This is a genomic window from Ensifer sp. ENS11, from assembly GCF_014851895.1.
Classification (GTDB): domain Bacteria; phylum Pseudomonadota; class Alphaproteobacteria; order Rhizobiales; family Rhizobiaceae; genus Ensifer; species Ensifer canadensis.
Genome location: NZ_JACVAN010000020.1, coordinates 14,492 through 32,460, shown reverse-complemented (window position 1 = coordinate 32,460; position 17,969 = coordinate 14,492). Strand labels below are relative to the sequence as shown.

19 protein-coding genes are annotated in these 17,969 nt (G+C 61.9%); 13 read left to right on the top strand and 6 right to left on the bottom strand.

The features are described 5' to 3' along the window. Nucleotides 1–63: 63 nt before the first annotated feature. A complete protein-coding gene (locus IB264_RS27190; RefSeq protein ID WP_025428178.1) occupies nt 64–1,158 on the bottom strand; it encodes a PotD/PotF family extracellular solute-binding protein in 1,095 nt (364 codons plus the stop codon). A 116-nt stretch (nt 1,159–1,274) separates the two neighbouring features. On the opposite strand from IB264_RS27190, the gene IB264_RS27185 reads away from it, so the two are divergent. Continuing rightward, complete coding sequence (locus tag IB264_RS27185; protein ID WP_025428179.1) at nt 1,275–1,892, top strand: TetR/AcrR family transcriptional regulator; 618 nt, start codon at nt 1,275–1,277, stop codon at nt 1,890–1,892. Nucleotides 1,893–1,938: 46 nt separating this feature from the next. Continuing rightward, nucleotides 1,939–2,331 (top strand): nuclear transport factor 2 family protein, encoded by a 393-nt coding sequence (locus tag IB264_RS27180; protein WP_025428180.1) that lies wholly within the window; start codon nt 1,939–1,941, stop codon nt 2,329–2,331. 16 nt (nt 2,332–2,347) lie between these two features. Here the strand turns inward: IB264_RS27180 and IB264_RS27175 are convergent, their stop codons facing one another. The 4 genes from IB264_RS27175 to IB264_RS27160 all read right to left on the bottom strand — a co-directional run bounded on the left by IB264_RS27175 (nt 2,348) and on the right by IB264_RS27160 (nt 6,602). Beyond that, nucleotides 2,348–2,497 carry a hypothetical protein gene (locus tag IB264_RS27175; RefSeq protein WP_025428181.1) on the bottom strand — a complete coding sequence of 50 codons (150 nt, stop codon included), beginning with the start codon at nt 2,495–2,497 and terminating at the stop codon, nt 2,348–2,350. A gap of 133 nt (nt 2,498–2,630) precedes the next feature. Continuing rightward, on the bottom strand, nt 2,631–3,545 hold the full coding sequence (locus tag IB264_RS27170) for a transglutaminase family protein (RefSeq protein WP_025428182.1): 915 nt from the start codon (nt 3,543–3,545) through the stop codon (nt 2,631–2,633). 379 nt (nt 3,546–3,924) lie between these two features. Further along, nucleotides 3,925–5,238, bottom strand: coding sequence for an FAD-binding oxidoreductase (locus IB264_RS27165; RefSeq protein ID WP_025428183.1), 1,314 nt, complete (start codon nt 5,236–5,238; stop codon nt 3,925–3,927). Beyond that, entirely contained in the window at nt 5,235–6,602 is a 1,368-nt protein-coding gene (locus tag IB264_RS27160) for a glutamine synthetase family protein (RefSeq protein WP_025428184.1), read from the bottom strand. The genes IB264_RS27165 and IB264_RS27160 overlap by 4 nt, the downstream gene beginning before the upstream one ends. Nucleotides 6,603–6,724: 122 nt before the next feature. Here IB264_RS27160 and IB264_RS27155 point away from each other — a divergent pair, with 122 nt between their 5' ends. The 3 genes from IB264_RS27155 to IB264_RS27145 all read left to right on the top strand — a co-directional run bounded on the left by IB264_RS27155 (nt 6,725) and on the right by IB264_RS27145 (nt 9,628). Continuing rightward, the gene (locus tag IB264_RS27155) at nt 6,725–7,417 is read left to right on the top strand and encodes a GntR family transcriptional regulator (RefSeq protein ID WP_025428185.1); all 693 of its coding nucleotides are present in this window, start codon (nt 6,725–6,727) and stop codon (nt 7,415–7,417) included. Nucleotides 7,418–7,609: 192 nt separating this feature from the next. Next, nucleotides 7,610–8,296, top strand: coding sequence for a helix-turn-helix domain-containing protein (locus tag IB264_RS27150; RefSeq protein ID WP_198956869.1), 687 nt, complete (start codon nt 7,610–7,612; stop codon nt 8,294–8,296). Nucleotides 8,297–8,524: 228 nt separating this feature from the next. Continuing rightward, nucleotides 8,525–9,628, top strand: a complete 1,104-nt coding sequence (locus tag IB264_RS27145) for a Xaa-Pro peptidase family protein (protein ID WP_038576383.1) — start codon at nt 8,525–8,527, stop codon at nt 9,626–9,628. 168 nt (nt 9,629–9,796) lie between these two features. Here the strand turns inward: IB264_RS27145 and IB264_RS27140 are convergent, their stop codons facing one another. Further along, nucleotides 9,797–10,051: a hypothetical protein gene (locus tag IB264_RS27140; protein ID WP_025428188.1), complete on the bottom strand. Its 255-nt coding sequence runs from the start codon at nt 10,049–10,051 to the stop codon at nt 9,797–9,799. Nucleotides 10,052–10,196: 145 nt separating this feature from the next. Between IB264_RS27140 and IB264_RS27135 the strand changes: the two genes are divergently transcribed. From IB264_RS27135 to IB264_RS27100, 8 genes are all read left to right on the top strand, one after another. Beyond that, a complete protein-coding gene (locus IB264_RS27135) occupies nt 10,197–10,913 on the top strand; it encodes a FadR/GntR family transcriptional regulator (RefSeq protein WP_025428189.1) in 717 nt (238 codons plus the stop codon). Then, nucleotides 10,910–12,082 (top strand): PLP-dependent transferase, encoded by a 1,173-nt coding sequence (locus tag IB264_RS27130; RefSeq protein ID WP_025428190.1) that lies wholly within the window; start codon nt 10,910–10,912, stop codon nt 12,080–12,082. The genes IB264_RS27135 and IB264_RS27130 overlap by 4 nt, the downstream gene beginning before the upstream one ends. 67 nt (nt 12,083–12,149) lie before the next feature. Further along, complete coding sequence (locus IB264_RS27125) at nt 12,150–13,409, top strand: sugar ABC transporter substrate-binding protein (RefSeq protein ID WP_025428191.1); 1,260 nt, start codon at nt 12,150–12,152, stop codon at nt 13,407–13,409. 100 nt (nt 13,410–13,509) lie between these two features. Beyond that, nucleotides 13,510–14,442 (top strand): carbohydrate ABC transporter permease, encoded by a 933-nt coding sequence (locus IB264_RS27120; protein ID WP_025428192.1) that lies wholly within the window; start codon nt 13,510–13,512, stop codon nt 14,440–14,442. A gap of 4 nt (nt 14,443–14,446) precedes the next feature. Further along, complete coding sequence (locus tag IB264_RS27115; RefSeq protein ID WP_025428193.1) at nt 14,447–15,280, top strand: carbohydrate ABC transporter permease; 834 nt, start codon at nt 14,447–14,449, stop codon at nt 15,278–15,280. Nucleotides 15,281–15,290: 10 nt separating this feature from the next. Further along, on the top strand, nt 15,291–16,358 hold the full coding sequence (locus IB264_RS27110; protein ID WP_025428194.1) for an ABC transporter ATP-binding protein: 1,068 nt from the start codon (nt 15,291–15,293) through the stop codon (nt 16,356–16,358). A gap of 214 nt (nt 16,359–16,572) precedes the next feature. After that, nucleotides 16,573–16,959, top strand: a complete 387-nt coding sequence (locus tag IB264_RS27105) for a cytochrome c family protein (protein ID WP_025428195.1) — start codon at nt 16,573–16,575, stop codon at nt 16,957–16,959. 140 nt (nt 16,960–17,099) lie between these two features. Beyond that, entirely contained in the window at nt 17,100–17,942 is an 843-nt protein-coding gene (locus IB264_RS27100) for a cytochrome c oxidase subunit II (RefSeq protein ID WP_025428196.1), read from the top strand. Nucleotides 17,943–17,969: the final 27 nt, after the last annotated feature.

The following is a 17,969-nucleotide window of genomic DNA, read 5'->3' as shown; positions in this document are numbered from 1 at the left end:
CACCGTCCCACCGGACGGTGGGGCGGCGATCGGCTGCAGGATTGGCGAACGCCGTTCGGGGCGTTACTGCTGCAGCATTTCCGTCCAGGCATCCTGGAACTGCTGATCCAGTTCGGTGGACGGGATCGGATAGAGCTGCGTCTTCTTCAGGTATTCGGCCTGCTCGTTGAACCGCAGCGCCGCCTTCTGCTGGTCTGTCAGGTGCTCGCCGGCCTTGCTGTTTGCCGGCATCGCCCAGTAGCAGGAGGATGTCGCAAGCCGTGCCTGGCCTTCGGGGCTGACGATGTACTGCACGAATTTCAGCGCCAGATCCTGCTTGGTCGAATCCTTCATCACGCCAATCGACTGCGCCCAGCGCACCGCCCCCTGCTCCGGGATCGTCCAGTCGAGATTGGGCTTGTCGGCCGACAGCACCGCGGTGATCCACTCGCCGCCACCGACCAGGATATCGACCTCGCCGGTTGCCAGCGCCGTCTGGGAGGACACGACATCGCTGACCTGCTTGGAAACCGCACGCATTGCCGCCAGCTTTTCCTTGATCGCCGGCATGTCCGCCTCGGTTAGCTCTGCGGTCTTCTTGCCGAGCCCGAGACCGACGAGGCCGATCATCGGCAGGTAGTAGTCGTAGAGCGCGATGCGCCCCTTGTACTTGTCCGACCAGATCACCGAGAGATCCTGCATGTCCTTCGGATCGACCTTGGACTTGTCGTAGGAGATGGTGTTGTAGCCGAACTTTTCCGTGACGGCATAAGTCTTGCCGTCCTTGGTGTTGTTGGCCTCCATCCGGACTTCGGGGAAGAGGTCTGATGTCGGCAAGGCATCGGCCGGCATTTCGGCGAGCAGATCGAGATCGATGGCGCGGTGAACATCGACGCCGTCGATGACGAGGACGTCCCAGTCGCCCGGACGGGACTGGTCGAGGATCGAGAGCGCGGCACCGGTGCCTTCATAGACCTTCAGGTTGACCTTGACGTCGTTGGCCTTTTCGAACGGCTCGACCAGGGCCGGATCCGTGTGGTCGCACCAGACGAGCGCATTGAGTTCTTCGGTCGCGAAAGCCGGTGCCGGAACCGAGACAAGCGAAGCGGCGACGATCGCGCCTGCAGCGACCGAGGAGAAAAATCGGCGCAGGTGCGCGCCGTCATGAACTGACTGCATCATGCTGTTGCCCTCTTGTTTGACGCTCGTTTCGGCGTCTTCAAAAAAAGATTGAATGAATTCATTTTTTAAGTCAATCTCAAATTTGAAGACATTCAGAATTCAAGGAAATCCACATGACAGGGTTGCGCGCACGGCAGAAAGCCGACCGGAACAGACGTATCCTGGACGCCGCCGCTCAGTTGTTTCGCGAGGTCGGCTACGACAGCGCCCGCATCGAGGACATCGCCGAACGGGCCGAAGTGTCGGTCGGCACCTTCTACAATTACTATGAAAACAAGGGCGACATCCTGGTCGCCACGGTGTCGATGGAAGTGGAGGAAGTTCTCGCCGCCGGGCGCACCATCGTCGACAATCCCCCCTCCTCCGTCGAAGGCGCGCTGGAGGCCCTGATCGGTCAATATTACGATCACTCGCTCGTCTATCTCAGCAAGGAGATGTGGCGCACTGCGATGGCGATTTCGATCCAGCAGCCGGAGAGCCCCTTCAGCAAGCGCTATACCGAGCTCGACCGCCGGCTTTGCGACCAGGTGTCGACGCTCATCCACAAGCTGCAGGTGAAGGGCCTCGTCGCCCCCGGAACCGACATTCGCGCCGTCGGCGAGATGCTGTTCAACAATCTCAATCTAATGTTCATCGAATTCGCGAAGCACGAGGCGATGCCGCTCGATGAGCTCAAGGCGCGTGTCAGCAGACAGAACCGGCCGCTCGCAACGCTGATCGCGGCGCCATGATCCAACCCGGACAATGAAGCCAACTCTCACAATAAAGAGCGTATCGATGCAAGACTTGGAACAGTCGGTGCTTGCCGCCGCCGATCGGCTCGTCGCAGCCTTTGCCCGCCATGATGCCGCCGCCTACTTTTCAGCCTTCGCGCCGAATGCGACCTTCATCTTCCACAATCTCGATCGACCCCTGCGCAGCCGGGCAGAATATGAGGCGGAATGGGCGTTGTGGGAGACCCGCGACAGCTTCCGCGTCCGAGGCTGCCAGTCCAGCGATCGGCATGTGCAAATGATCGGCAACGTTGCCGTCTTCACGCATGGCGTTCGAACCGAACTTGAGATCGGCGGTGAAGCACTGACGTCGCAGGAAAGAGAAACGATCGTGTTTGAACGGGATGGGGCCGGAACCTGGCTGGCGGTCCACGAGCATCTGTCGCGCGCCGGATAGCAGTCCCGAAACGCGTTTAGAGGGCACCGATGACGACGGCGGAAACGAAGCAGAAGGCAGCGACAAAGGCGATCGCGTGCGGAAACAGGGTGATGGGTGAGCGGCGCGGCGGGGCTGCAGCGTAGGACGCATATCGGGACTGGATTGTCGGCTTCGCAGCGTTCATCGCGTCTCTCCGTCGTTCAGGCCGGGAACTTGGCCGTTAATAGCCATGTTCTCCGATATTCTCGATTGAGTTTATAGATATTAATTTCTCGATTCCACCCCAAAAGTAAAAAATCGTCCGCCAGGCGGCGCCTTCAGTGGCGATCACGGTCGCGTTCCTGCACATGTCGCGACCAGCTTTCGCTGAACCATGGCGTCAAAAGCGACACATTGGCATCGCGATGAGAGCGGGTGAGACCGCCATCGGCTTCGACGCAGGTCCAAACCGTAAACCCCGTCAGCTGGTGTTTTCCAAAGGTCTGGATCAGCGGAATGTCAGCGGCGTCGCGGCCCCGGGCAACGGCAATGCGCCCCGCACGGCGCGCATTGTTCTTGGCGTCGAACGTGTACCAGCGATCGCCGAGAAAGACATCGAACCAGGCATTGAAGTCCATCGGCGCCACTCTGTTCTCGGTTTCAAGGTCGGCCATGTAGCCGTTGACGTAGCGCGCCGGCATGTTCATGCAGCGGCAAAATGCGATGGCAAGGTGCGCATAGTCACGGCTGACGCCGAGGCGATCCTCGTGGGCTTCGAGCGCCGTGCGCATCGCCTGGGCGTAGCCGTAGCTGAACACCAGGCGCGCATGCACATAGTCGCAGATCGCCTGCACCCGCGGCCAACCGGGCGCCACCTCCCCGAAAAGCCTCCAGGCAAGCGCGCCCAGCCGATCGGTTTCGCAATAGCGGCTGGCGGCCAGATAGGGCAGCGTGTTCGGTGGAAGCTTCTCGACGGGCACGGCCTGCGCCTGCGGATCGGAAACGTCAGGCCGGCCGTCGTCTTCGATGACGGCATCATAGCTGAGCTTGAAGTCCCCTTCCGGCGCGATCATGCGCAGGCACGCATTGCGGTGCGGGTCGACAATCTCCTCCATCTTGACGATCGGCGAGGTTACGGGGCCACGTTCGCGCCGGATGTCAGGGCGCTTTTCGCTGGCGACGGAAAGATAAGTCATCATCGGTGTCGGCTGGGGGCAGCGGATGCCGATCTCATAGCCAAAGCGCACGAACATCTCCAACCTCCCTCGTTCGGCAGGAATGTTTCGCGAACCCTTTTGTTCCCGGGATCGACGGTGAAATGGCGCTACCGTCGCCAATTGTGAACTCACGCAAAGAGAAACACCCGGCCGCTTCGATCCGGGTACGAATGGAGGGCACACGAACCACGGCGAGGCGCCGTAGCGCACCCCTTAGTCGCCCCAGAACGACGGCACTTGGCGGCATTCCTGCCCGTCTTCCTGCCCGGTCGATTTTATGCCCGAACGCGGCAGGCGACAACCGCATTCCGCGAGCCGTCCGGCGCCGCAGGAACACGGCACCGCCGGGTTTTCCGGCTTTTCAGACGGGTCGCATTGCCGTGCGGAAAGGTGGCCCGAGTGGTGCGTTCCCGCCCTACCAGCCAACGACATCCTTGAACGAATACCACCAGGAGCCGATCGTCGAATACTGCGCACGGAACATTCGCCCGCCCGGGAACGGGTACCAGGGCAGTTTCTCGAACATGTCGAAGCGCGTTGCGTCACCGTCGATCGCCTCGGCAAGCGTGCGCCCGAAAAGATGCGATCCCGTCACGCCATGGCCGCTATAGCCGTGAGCGAAATAGATATTGGCACCGATGCGGCCCATCTGCGGCACGCGGGTAAACGAGAGCGCGAAGTTGCCGCTCCAGGCATAGTCGATCTTCACGCCTTTCAGCTTCGGGAAGACCTTTTCCAGATTGGGCTTGAGCTTGGCCACGACGTCCGCCGGGTCGGTGCCGCCATAGACCGTACCGCCGCCGAAGATCATGCGCTTGTCCGCCGACAGTCTGAAATAATCGAGGATGTATCGCACGTCCTCGACGCACATGTCGCTGGGGATCAGCGAATGGGCGAGCTCCTCGCCGAGCGGCGCGGTGGTGATCATCTGGGTGGAAACAGGCATCACGCGCGAGACGAGCTTCGGCACCGCATCGCCGAGATAGGCATTGCCGCAGAGAACAACGATCCGCGCCGTGACTTCGCCACCGGCGGTATAGACCGTCGGCCTTGCCGCCTCATGGTCGACCCGCGTGACCGGTGACTGTTCGTAGATCGTGCCGCCAAGGCTTTCCAAGGCGCGCGCTTCGCCGAGCACCAGATTGAGCGGATGCATGTGGCCGCCCGTCGTATCCAGCATGCCGCCGCAATAGGCGTCGGAATTCACCAGCTTGCTGAGCGCGTCGCGGTCGAGAAGCTGATGATCGTCCATGCCGTACTTGCGCCAGAGCGCCTGCTTGGCTTCCAGTTCCTTCATGTGCGCCGGGGTGTAGGCCGCATAGATGTTGCCCGGCTTCAGATTGCAGTCGATCTGATACTGGCTGACGAGCCGGCGGATGATCTTGCCGCCCTCCTGCACCAGCCCGCCGACGAAGCGGGCTGCGTCCTCGCCGTAGCGGCGCTGGATGGTCGCAAGGCTGGCGTTGAGACCGTTGACGACCTGGCCGCCATTGCGCCCCGATGCGCCCCAGCCGACCTGCGCGCCCTCGACGACGACGACCTTGTAGCCTTTCTCGGCGAGATGGATTGCCGTCGACAGACCGGAATAGCCGGCGCCGACGACACAGACATCCGTCTCGACGCGCCCTTTGAGCGAAACCGGCGTGCGGATGATGTTGCGGGAGGAGGCGTAGTAGCTCGTGGGATAGCTGCCGTCGCCGGCATAGGATTTTTGGTTTCTCGACATCACACGATTTCCAGGTAAGCGCTGAATTCATAGTCCGTCACCTGCTCGGCAAAGCCGGCGATCTCCTGCCTCTTGCAGGCGATCAGCATCGAGCGCAGCGTCGGATCGAAGATCTCGGCGGCAATCGGCCCTGCCTCGAAGGCATCGACCGCCTGCCCCCAATCGGCGGGAATTTTGGGCAGTTTCTCCGCCGTATAGGCCCGGCCCGTCACCGGCGCCGAGGGTTTCCATTTGTTGCGGATACCGACGAGAGCCGCGCCGAGGATCGCGGCGATGACGAGATAGGGGTTAGCGTCAGCGCCGGCCACCCGGTGCTCGATGCGGCGCGCTGCCGGATTGCCGCCGGGGATGCGGATCGCCGATGTCCGGTTTTCATAGCCCCAGCACACGGCCGTCGGCGCGTGCGTATCCGGCCGCAGTCGACGGTAGGAATTGAAATGCGGCGCAAACATAAGCGTCGTTTCCGGCATGCCGCGCAAAAGGCCCGCGACGGCATTCTTGAGGACCGCCGACCCTTCGTCGCTGCCGTCGTTGAAGACATTGTTGCCATCAGCGTCGAGCAGGCTGAAATGGATGTGCATGCCGTTGCCCGAGCGGGTGCCATAGGGCTTGGCCATGAAGGTCGCCGCCAGCCCGTGCTTGCGGGCGACGCCCTTGACGATGCGCTTGAAGAAGATCGCGTCATCAGCCGCCTTCAAGGGATCGTCGGTGTGCAGCAGGTTGATCTCGAACTGGCCGATGCCATTCTCGGCGATCGCCGCATCCGCCGGCACGTTCTGGCGGGCACATTCCTTGTAGACGTCGGAGAAGAACTCGCCGAAATCGTCGAGTTCGTCGATCGACAGGATCGCATCGGAATCGAGCCGCTTGCCGGTATAGGGCGAAATCGGAGGCACGGCGCTGTCGGGCTCAGGGTCGATCAGATAGAATTCCATTTCGGTCGCGACCACGGGGCGCAACCCCAACTCCTGATACTCGCGTACGATCGCCGCCAGCGCCTGGCGCGGATCGGCGAGGAACGGCTTGCCGTCCTCGAGCAGCAGCCACAGCGGCACCAGAGCACTTGGCCGCGAGGTCCAGTTGACCGGCAACGCGCCGCGCCCGGTAACGGCGCAGATACCGTCCCTATCGCCGCTAGCAAACACCTGCTCGCTGTTGATGATGTCTTCGCCCCAGACGTCGACGCCGACGATCGACAGCGGCATGCGGATGCCGCCCCCCAGCACCTTGGAGGCCTGCTCCACGGGTACACGCTTGCCGCGCATGATACCGTTCAGGTCGCAGACCACGGCCTGGATGCTTTCGATAGGGCCGTTCTGCTCCAGCCAGGCCTTGAAGGCGCTCGGGTCTTCCGCGTCGAGGGACATATCGCAAATCTCATTTTGTGATCACATTTGCAGAAAGTTGACATAATTTAGAAGTTGGAGTCAACCTCGACGGATGTTATCAGCCCGCGATCATTCCCGCGTGGCAGAAGGAGCCTGCTGATTTGAAGACCCCATCGCTGCCTCTTCTCGACCGGCCAGAGGGCATGACCACGCATGACTATGCCTTTGCCAGGCTTCGCCAGGCGATCATGGTCGGCAGCTTCCGCCCCGGCACTTCGGTCACGATCAGGGGGCTTGCCGAAGCGCTGGAGAGCAGCCCGACGCCGGTGCGCGAGGCCCTGCGGCAGCTCACTTCCATCGGCGCTCTGCAATTCCTTGAAAACCGCCGCATCGTCGTGCCGCGCATCACGCCCGCCCGTTTCGAAGAGCTGATATCGCTTCGCATCGCGCTCGAGAGCCATGCCGCGCGCCGAGCCGTCGCCCATCTTTCGGAGCGGCAGATCGAACGAATCTCAGCGATCGACGACAGCATCGAGGACGAAATCCAACGCGGCGACCAGGTGGCGGCGCTGATCGCCAACCAGGCCTTCCACCGGACGATCTACACCGCCAATCCGGACCAGATCGTCATGCCGCTGATCGAAAGCGTCTGGCTGCAACTGGGTCCGATCCTCGGCATCGCCATGGAGCATGTGAGCGAACTCTATGTCGTCGACCGCCATCGCGAGGCGATCGACGCCTTGCGCCGCCGCGACGAGGATGCCGTTGCCGATGCCATTGCAGCCGATATTCGCGAGGGTATCGGCGGCTTCGACCAGCAGGCCGTCGCGCGCCTGCTGAAGCTTGCAGCCTGACATTAAACCAACGCCATCAACTGAAATTTTAGTGTGGCTAAAATTTTCATTGACAAGCCGCGATCGCCGCAGCAAAGTTCAGGAAATACAAGTGCATAGCCCTGAAATCCTAGCGATTTCCGGGCGTGTATGTCTGTACCCACGCAGGAGATCTTCCCTTGGGGGAGGATGTGGGATGAGGGGGATTTCACAGTGGATTCGCAGTCTCGGCCGGGTGATCCGGCATCGGAGCTTCCTTCGCTCGGCGATCGGCTGCGCGAGCGGCGCAAGGCCCTGAAGCTGACGCTCAAGGAAGTTGCCGATCGGGCCGATTTCTCTGTGGGCTTCATCTCCCAGATCGAGCGCGGCATCACCGTGCCGTCGCTGACGTCGCTGGTCGCGGTCTGTCGGGTGCTGAAGGTCGAGGTCGGGACATTCCTCAATTCGCCGAGGGTGGCAACGCCATTTACCCGCCACGATCAGCGCCGCGCCTATGCGCTCGCTGGGTCGCCCGACAACAACATATCCTATGAACGCCTGTCGGCTTCCTTTCCCGGCAGCGTTCTGCGCAGCACCGTGGTGCACACACCGCCCGGCCACCGCAGCGAAGCCATGACCCACGAGGGCGAAGAGATGTTCTTCGTTCTCCAGGGCGCACTGACGATCGAGATTGATGGCGAAGAGACGGTGCTGGAAACGGGCGATTCCGCACATTTCCTGTCGGGTCTGACCCACCTCACCTGGAACCACACCAGCGAACCGACGGTGATCCTGCACACCTGCACGATGGATGTCTTCGGCGACGCGCAGGCAATGGAGACGCCGGAAGGCGCATTCGCGGTAACACGCGCCGAGGACCGTCGCAGTGCCTCGGCAAGCCCCGGCAAGGGCGCCGGATAGGATCGCCCTACAGCGCCGCGCGTCTAATTAGACGCGTAAAGGTCGCTGTAGCGCTTTGAATTGCTGCATGCGCAAACGCGTCAGCAATTGCGCCCATCAGATCACCAGCCTTTCGTCTGGACGCCTGCGTCTAGCGACCGCCGCGCGTCGATCGACGCCCGAACACGAGAGCGACGCGCGGCCCCTCACCTCACCCACAACCCTGCCGGAACCAGAACTGGAAACGCCATGAAAGAACAGACGAAAGCACGCCTTGCCGCCCTGCGGACCAAGATGAACGAAACCGGCAGCGGGCTGGTGGCACTCGCCCCCGGATCGCACATGGATTGGTTGATCGGCTATCATCCGCATCCCGACGAACGCCCCTGCCTGCTGCTGATCGGCCCGCAGAAGGAAGCCTTCCTGATGCCGGCGCTCAATGCCGAGGGCACCCGCGAACATACGGATATCGATTTCTACAACTGGTCCGATGCCGAAGGACCAGTTGAGGCTCTGACTTTGGCGCTTGCCGGGATCGGCGCGGAAAAGCCCGGCCGCGTGGTGATCGACGAGACCATGCGCGCCGATTTCGCGCTGCTGCTCATCGACAATCTGCCCGAGGACACTGCCCGCGACTTTACACCTGAGACGCTCGGTGCCCTGCGCATGCGCAAGGACAGGAGCGAATACGAGCTGCTGAAGATGAATGCCGGCATCGCCGATCGCGCCATGCAGGCGGCCTTCGCCAAGATCCGCCCCGGCATGACCGAGAAGGAACTGGCCGCAGAAATCCGCTCGCACTTCTTATCCGAAGGTGCGGCACCGGCCTTCTGGATTGTCGGCGCCGGCGGCAACGGCGCTTTCCCACATCATTCCGCCAGCGAACGGGTCATTGCCGAAGGCGACGCCGTCGTTATCGACATCGGCGGCCGCAAGCAGGGCTTCCCGAGCGACATCACCCGCATGGCGATCGTCGGCCGCGCACCGGAAGGTTACGGCCAGATCCACACGATCGTCGAGCGGGCCGTTCAGGCAGCGCTCAAGGCGGCTCGTCCAGGCGTTCTCGCCAAGACCGTGGACGATGCAGCACGCAAGGTGATCGCGGACGCCGGCTACGGCGAATATTTCGTCCACCGCACAGGTCACGGCATGGGCATCGACGGCCACGAGCCACCCTACATCACGGCAACGTCGGAAACGGTTCTGGAGGAAGGCATGGTCTTCTCGATCGAACCCGGCATCTACCTGCCCGGTCGCTTCGGCATCCGGCTCGAGGATATCGTCATCCTGCGCGCGGACGGGCCGGAAGTGCTGTCGTCGCTGCCGCGCGACGCCCATATCGCGCAAATCTGATACGGAATTTTGGGGCGCCCTCGGGCGCCACTTTTCTTTGTCCCTGCCACACACTGGCCGCTACAGCGCCGCGCGTCTTATTAGACGCGCAAAGGTCGCTGTAGCACTTTGAATTACTGCATGTTTTTATCCTTAAATCGAATACGGTTTAAGGAAACATGCAGTAGGCTATTGCGCGTAAGTCTTCTTGCGGCCGTCGGATTTGCCGCTGGCAGGCTGGTTCTGCGGCCGTTGCTGATAGACCGGTTCCCGCCTCCACTCTGGCGGCCAGATCCAGAGATAGCTGCCATAGGGCGCGCGCTTGATGCCCTGGTAATACTCGCCCTTGCCCGTGCGCATCTGCGCCTCGGCACCGCTCGTAGCAGTGCCGGCAGCGATTGCGATCGCCGCCAGGGCCACGAGCAGACGTCCTGTTTTCTTCATCTTCGAACTCCTTGCTTCGCCATATCACTCCGTGCGGAGTGCCGGGTCAACCGACGCGTGTTTATAAGTTCCTGCTTGACGACTTCCCGTGCCTTGGTCATATTGATCAGATGTCAGACCAATTTGGCGCCGAGGGGGAGGCTGAATGACTGAACAAGCAAGAGCAGCGCTTCTGCCACTGCCGCCCGCCGACCGGGCGCAACAGGTCATTGCCGCGCTCGCCGATTACATCCAACAATCTGGCCTGAAAGCCGGCGATCGCCTACCGGCGGAGCGCGAACTGATGATGGCGCTTGCCGTCGGGCGCTCGACCGTGCGCGAAGTCATCCGCCATTTCCAGGCGCTCGGCGTCGTCGAAGCGCGCAAGGGCAGCGGCACCTATCTGCTGCGCGCCATCTCGGCCGGCACCGTGCATATGCCGCTGACGCTCGACGCCGGGCATCTTCGCGACGTGCTTTTGATGACGCTCGAGGTCCGCCGCGGCATTGAAGTCGAAGCCAATATGGTCGCAGCGCGCCGACGCACCGACGCAGACCTTGAGATCATCGAAGTGAAGCTCAATGAGATGGAGCGGGTGCACATCGCCAAGGGCACCTCAGGCCCGGAAGACCTCGCCTTCCACCTGGCGATATACGACGCCACCCACAATCCCTTGTTCCGGCAGTTGCTCGAACAGATGCGGGAAGCCTTCGAACGCTTCTGGGAAGAGCCCTTCGACCGTTCGGATTTCGCCCGCCGTTCCTTCCCATTCCACCGCACCCTCTTCAACGCGATCGCGGCAAAGGATCCCGATACCGCGCGCGAAGAAACGCTGAAAATCCTCGCAATCGTCGAGGAAGACATCAAGGAAATGTCCAAATGAACAACGGCTTCGATCCGTTCGACCACGCCTCTTTGATCGTCGCGCACGACGAGGGCAATGCCTTTGACGCCGTCGTGCCGCCGATCGTCCAGACCTCGCTGTTCACCTTCAAGGACTATGACGACATGGTCGCGACCTACAAGGGCGAACGCGTGCGGCCGATCTACACCCGCGGCCTCAACCCGACGGTGCGCATGTTCGAGGAGATGCTGGCGAAACTGGAAGGGGCAGAGGACGCGATCGGCTTTGCCAGCGGCATGGCGGCAATCTCCTCCACCGTGATGTCCTTCGTCGAGCCCGGCGACCGCATCGTCGCCGTCAACCATGTCTATCCCGACGCTTTCCGGCTCTTCGGCACCCATCTGAAGCGCATGAAGGTCGAGGTGACCTATGTCGACGGCCGCGATGAGGAGGCCGTCGCCAGGGCTCTGCCCGGCGCCAAGCTCTTCTACATGGAAAGCCCGACAAGCTGGGTCATGGACACCCATGACGTGGCAGCACTGGCAAAACTCGCAAAACAGCAGGGCATCCTCACCGCCATCGACAACAGCTGGGCGAGCCCGATCTTCCAGCAGCCGATTTCGCTCGGCGTCGATCTGGTCATCCATTCGGCCTCGAAATATCTCGGCGGGCACAGCGACGTGGTCGCAGGCGTCGTCGCCGGCTCGAAGGACCTGATTGGCCGCATCCGTTCGGAAGCCTACCCCTATCTCGGCGGCAAGCTCTCGCCCTTCGATGCCTGGCTCCTGATCCGCGGTCTTCGCACCCTGCCGATCCGCATGAAGGCGCACGAGCGTTCGGCGCTGACGGTAGCGCAGCGCCTGCAGGCCCATCCGCTGGTCGAGACCGTCTGCCATCCCGGCCTTGGCAACACCTTGCCGCCGGGCCTGTCCGGCACATCGGGTCTCTTCTCTTTCATCTTCCGCGACGGCGTCGATGTCAGACGCTTCGCCGACCACCTCGACCTGTTCAAGCTCGGCGTTTCCTGGGGCGGACACGAAAGCCTGATCGTGCCGGGCGAAGTCGTGCTGTCACAGAAAGCCCAGCCCAATTCCGCGGCCGCCTTCGGCATCTCACCGCGGTCCGTACGGCTCCATGTCGGCCTGGAGGGAACGGAGGCCCTCTGGAGCGATCTTGAAGCGGCGATGTCTGCCGCTTCGTCAGGCTGACAGGAGCGGGATGCCGCATCCCGCTCATTGCATGTGGATCAACCATCAAAAAACAAAGGGAACAAAAATGAGGAAACTGATTACCGCCACTCTGCTTGCCACCCTGATGGCAGGAAGTGCACTGGCCGATACCAAGCTGAAGCTGGTCGAGGTCATCACCAGCCCCGAGCGCACCGAAACGCTGAAATCGATCGTCGCCAAGTTTGAAGCCGCAAATCCGGGCACCACGGTCGAGATCATCTCACTGCCCTGGGGCGAAGCCTTCCAGAAGTTCGCGACCATGGTTTCGGCCGGCGAGCTGCCCGACGTGATGGAAATGCCCGACACCTGGCTTTCGCTCTATGCCAACAACGGCATGCTTGAAAGCCTCGAGCCCTATCTCGAAAAGTGGGAGCACACGCCGGGCCTGACCGAGCGTACGCTCGAGCTCGGCCGCGACATCAAGAACACCGCCTACATGCTGCCCTACGGCTTCTATCTGCGCGCCATGTTCTACAACAAGAAGCTCTTGTCGGAGGCCGGCGTCAGCGAACCGCCGAAGACCATGGACGATTTCGTCAAGGCATCGGAAGCCGTCTCCAAGCTGCCGGGCAAATCCGGCTACTGCCTGCGCGGCGGTCCTGGTGGCCTCAACGGCTGGGTGATGTTCGGCGCGACCATGGCCGGCAGCAACAAATTCTTCAATGAGGACGGCACGTCGACCATGAACAGCGAAGGCTGGGTCAACGGTCTCACCTGGGTGATCGACCTCTACAAGAAGGGGCTGGCGCCGAAGGACAGCGTCAACTGGGGCTTCAACGAAATCGTCGCCGGCTTCTATAGCGGCACCTGCGCCTTCCTCGACCAGGACCCGGACGCGCTGATCGCCATTGCCGAGCGGATGAAGTCGGAAGATTTCGGCGTCACCACCATGCCGAAGGGACCGAGCGGCAAGGCCTTCACCACCATCGGCTTTGCCGGCTGGTCGATGCTTGCGGCGAGCCAGAACAAGGACCTCTCCTGGAAGCTGATCGAAACGCTCGAAGGGCCCGAAGGCAACATCGAGTGGAACAAGCGCACCGGTGCCTTGCCCGTCCACAAGGCGGCGGAAAAGGATCCGTTCTATGCGAGCCCGCAGTTCAAGGGCTGGTTCGACGAGCTTGCCGACAAGGACGTCGTTTTGACGGTCATGCCGACCTACCTCGAAGAATTCGCCTTCTTCAAGGATTCGCTGGCGATCAAGACGACGCAGGAAGCCCTACTCGGCGACATCACGCCGACGGATCTCGCCAACCAGTGGGCCGAGTACCTCACCAAGGCGCAGCAGAAGCACCTCGCCAAGAAGTGAGCCTTCGACCGGCGGCGGACCTCACCGCCGCCGGTCACTCGATATGTTGAGAACAGGGCACGCCAAAAAACCGGCGGCCGCACAGGGGAAATTTCGACCGATGGCCTATGCCGCCCGCCATGACGGCCTGCCCGCACGCCGGCCGCTGATGAAGCGTATCACCGATGGTGCTGCGCCCTATCTCTATAGCGCGCCGGCGCTGATCCTGATCGTCACCGTCATGCTGGTGCCGTTGGCGCTCGGCGTCTCCTACGCCTTCCGCGATATTCAGCTGCTCAATCCATTCTCCGGCGCCTTCATCGGCCTCGACCACTTCCGGGCGCTGTCGCAGGACCAGGCTTTCTACCGGGCGCTGCGCAACACGCTGTGGTGGACGGGCGCCTCGGTCTTCCTGCAGTTTTTCCTCGGGCTGATCCTCGCTTTGCTGCTCGACAAGCCGTTTTACGGCCGAGGCCTGGCGCAGGCGCTCGTCTTCCTGCCCTGGGCGGTGCCGAGCTTCCTGGCCGGTCTCAACTGGTCCTGGCTGTTCAATCCGGTCGTCGGACCGTTGCCACACTGGTTCTACGCGCTCGGCATCATGAGCGAGCCGTCCAACATCCTTTCCGATCCGCATCTGGCGATGTGGGGGCCGATCATCGCCAATGTCTGGTGGGGCATCCCGTTCTTCGCCATCACCCTGCTTGCCGCCCTCCAGGCGATCCCGCGTGATCTCTATGAAGCCGCCAGCATCGACGGCGCCGGCCCGGTGCAGCGGTTCCTGTCGATCACCCTGCCCTTCCTGGCGCCGACGATCGCCATCACCATTCTCCTGCGCACCGTTTGGATCTCGAATTTCGCCGACCTGATCATCGTCATGACCAATGGCGGTCCGGCCGATCGCACCCAGATCGTCGCCAGCTACATCTTCACCCAGGCCTTCAAGCGGCTCGACTTCGGCTACGCTTCGGCGATCGCGCTGGTGCTTCTGGCACTGCTGCTCGCCTACTCCATGCTGATTGTCATCCTGCGCCAATGGCTGCTGAGCAAGGATTGAGACCATGCGCGCCAAACCCATCCTTCTCGTAGCCGCACATCGACTGGCGATCCTCGCCTATATCGCCTTCGCGCTCTTCCCGCTCTACTGGCTGCTGAAGGTCGCAGTCACGCCCAACGACCTGCTCTACTCCGAAGGCATTCGGATGTGGCCTTCGCGCGCCAGCCTCGAGCATTTCGATTTCGTGCTGCGCCACAGCGCCTTCCCGGTGTTCTTCAAAAACAGCCTGATCGTTTCGGGCTCGACGGCGATCATCGTCACCATCCTTGCCTCGCTCTCGGGATACGCGCTGTCGCGCTTCAACTTCCGCGGAAAGTACTGGCTGGTGGCGCTGATGCTGCTGACGCAGATGTTCCCGCTCGTCATGCTCGTCGCACCGATCTTCAAGATCCTGTCGCCGCTCGGCCTCACCAACAGCCTGACCGGCCTCGTCATCGTCTACACCGCTTTCAACGTGCCGTTTGCCACCTTCCTGATGCAGTCCTTCTTCGACGGTATTCCGAAGGATCTCGAAGAGGCGGCGATGATCGACGGCGCAACCCAGTTCGTGGCCTTCCGCCAGATCATCCTGCCGCTGACGCTTCCGGGCATTGCCGCAACCCTCGGCTTCGTCTTCACCGCTGCCTGGAGCGAGCTTCTGTTTTCGCTGATGCTGATCTCGGGCAACGACCAGGCGACTTTTCCGGTCGGGCTGCTGTCCTTCGTGTCGAAATTCTCGGTCGACTTCGGCCAGATGATGGCCGCCGGCGTGCTGGCGCTGATCCCGGCCTGCCTCTTCTTCCTGCTCATTCAACGCTATCTCGTCCAGGGCCTGACGGCCGGCGCGGTCAAAGGCTGAGGATACCACCATGGCTTCCATCGATATCGCCAACATCCGTAAATCCTACGGCATCCACCCGGTCCTGCACGATGTGGACCTGAAGATCGGCGACGGCGAATTCGTCGTGCTGGTCGGCCCGTCCGGCTGCGGCAAGTCCACCCTGCTGCGCATGATCGCCGGCCTTGAAAGCGTGACGTCAGGCGAAATCCGCATCGCCGGAAAACGCGTCAACGAACTGGCCCCGAAGGACCGCGACATCGCCATGGTGTTCCAGTCCTATGCGCTCTATCCGCATATGTCGGTCGCCAACAACATGAGCTACAGCCTAAGGCTCCGGAAGACGGCCAAGGAAAAGATCGCCAGCGTCGTCTCCGGTGCTGCGTCGAAGCTCGGTCTCGACCCGCTGCTCGAGCGTCGCCCGCGCGCCCTTTCCGGCGGCCAGCGCCAGCGCGTCGCCATGGGCCGCGCCATCGTGCGCGAACCCAAGGCCTTTCTCTTCGACGAGCCGCTGTCAAACCTCGACGCGCGCCTGCGCGAACAGATGCGCGCCGAGATCAAGAAGCTGCACAAGGATCTGGGCGCCACCTCGATCTACGTCACCCACGACCAGATCGAGGCGATGACACTTGCCGACCGGATCGTCGCCATGAACGGCGGTTTCGTGCAGCAGGTCGGCAGCCCGCTCGATCTCTACGACCGTCCGGCAAACCTCTTCGTTGCCGGCTTCATCGGCTCGCCCGGCATGAACTTCTTCGAAGGCACCTACCGAAACGGCGAAGCGCCACGTTTCGAGACTGCGGGCGGCGTAACCATTCCGGCGCAAGTGCATGCGGAACTGATTGACGGGGCCAGCACGACGCTCGGCATTCGGCCGGAACATGTCGAGCTCGGCACCACGGCGCCGGATGCGCTGAAGGCAACGGTCGACCTGGTCGAACCAACCGGCTTCGGCATCATCCTGCATTTGTCCTTCGGCAAGGCCAGCTTCAAGGCCTTTACCAACGACCGCACTTTCCTCAATGCAGCCGGCGAAATCCCGGTACGACTGCCGCCCGAGCGACTGCATTTCTTCGACGCCGCCGGCAATCGGGTCTGATTGCCGCGCCGGCCGTAGCGGCTGGCGGAAAGTGACGCGGCGCGAGCGATATCGCCCAAGACCGGAGATTGACATCTTCCGGACGAGGCGTACCGTCATGCCGTCGCAAGTATCAACCGCCCGTGGCGCCCAATTGAGAGAAGCAAGTACCGCCAATACGATGAATTGACGATAGCCTTCCTTGCCCCGCGCCCGGCGATATTGAGGAAGTGTCATGCGAAATTTTGTTGTTGCCCTTGCCTTTTCGACAACGCTGCTCTGTCCCGTCGCCGCCCTCGCGCAAGAGGGCGATGCGGGGGCCGGCGCGACCGTCTTCAAGAAATGCGCCATCTGTCATGTCGCCGACAGCGACACCAACAAGGTCGGTCCTTCGCTCAATCATGTGCTGGGCAGAACAGCCGGCACGCATCCGGACTTCAAGTATTCGCCGGCGATGATCGATGCCGGCAAGGGTGGGCTTGTCTGGGACGAGGCGACGCTGCGCGATTATCTCCACAATCCGAAGGCGAAAGTGAAGGGCACAAAGATGGTCTTTCCCGGCCTGAAGGACGAAGGCGATATCTCCAACCTGCTCGCCTATCTCAAGCAATATTCGCAGTAGACGAAATGGGTTGAGTTGCCGGCAGGCGCTCAACCGAACGGTCAATTGCGAGTATTTTCCGTTCGTGCAATAATTGCATTTAGAACTCTACGGATTGCGTATTCATGCCCACAGCCGCGAGCGGCGAGGAGGGACAAGAAATGGCCGTGGTGGTTATTCTGGTTTTGCTGGCCGCCGGATCGGTGTTGTTCCATTTGTTGAGCCCATGGTGGTGGACGCCGATCGCGTCCAACTGGAACTACATAGACAATACACTCATCATCACCTTCTGGATCACCGGCGTCGTCTTCGTCGCCGTCGTCCTGTTCATGGCCTACTGCGTCCTGCGTTTTCGGCACCGCCCGGGAAACAAGGCGGCCTATGAACCTGAGAACAAGAAGCTCGAAAGCTGGCTTGCCGCCGGCACGACGCTCGGCGTCGCCGCCATGCTGACGCCTGGCCTGTTCGTCTGGCATCAGTTCGTCACCGTTCCCGACGGTGCTAGCGAGGTCGAAATCGTCGGCCAACAATGGTTGTGGAGCTACCGCCTGCCCGGCGTCGACGGCAAGCTCGGCACCTCCGAGACACGCGACGTCTCGCCGGAAAATTCGCTTGGCCTCAACCGCAACGACACGGCCGCCCTGGATGACGTCGTCATAGAAGGCGGCGAGTTGCACCTCGAGATCGGCAAGCCGGTCAAGGTGCTGCTGCGCTCCGTCGATGTGCTGCATGATTTCTACGTGCCGGAGTTCCGCGCCAAGATGGACATGGTGCCCGGCATGGTGACCTATTTCTGGCTGACCCCCACGCGCACCGGCACCTTCGAAGTGCTCTGCGCGGAGCTCTGCGGCGTCGGCCACCCGCAGATGCGCGGTACCGTCGTCGTCGACAGCGCGGAGGACTATCAGACCTGGCTCGCGAGCCAGCAGACCTTTTCGCAGTTGATGGCAGCAGCGCAGACGAAGGAAACGGCACAGGCAGAAAATGCCGCCCCGGCGCGGTAGGAGGCGCCCCGACGGCAATTGGGAGAG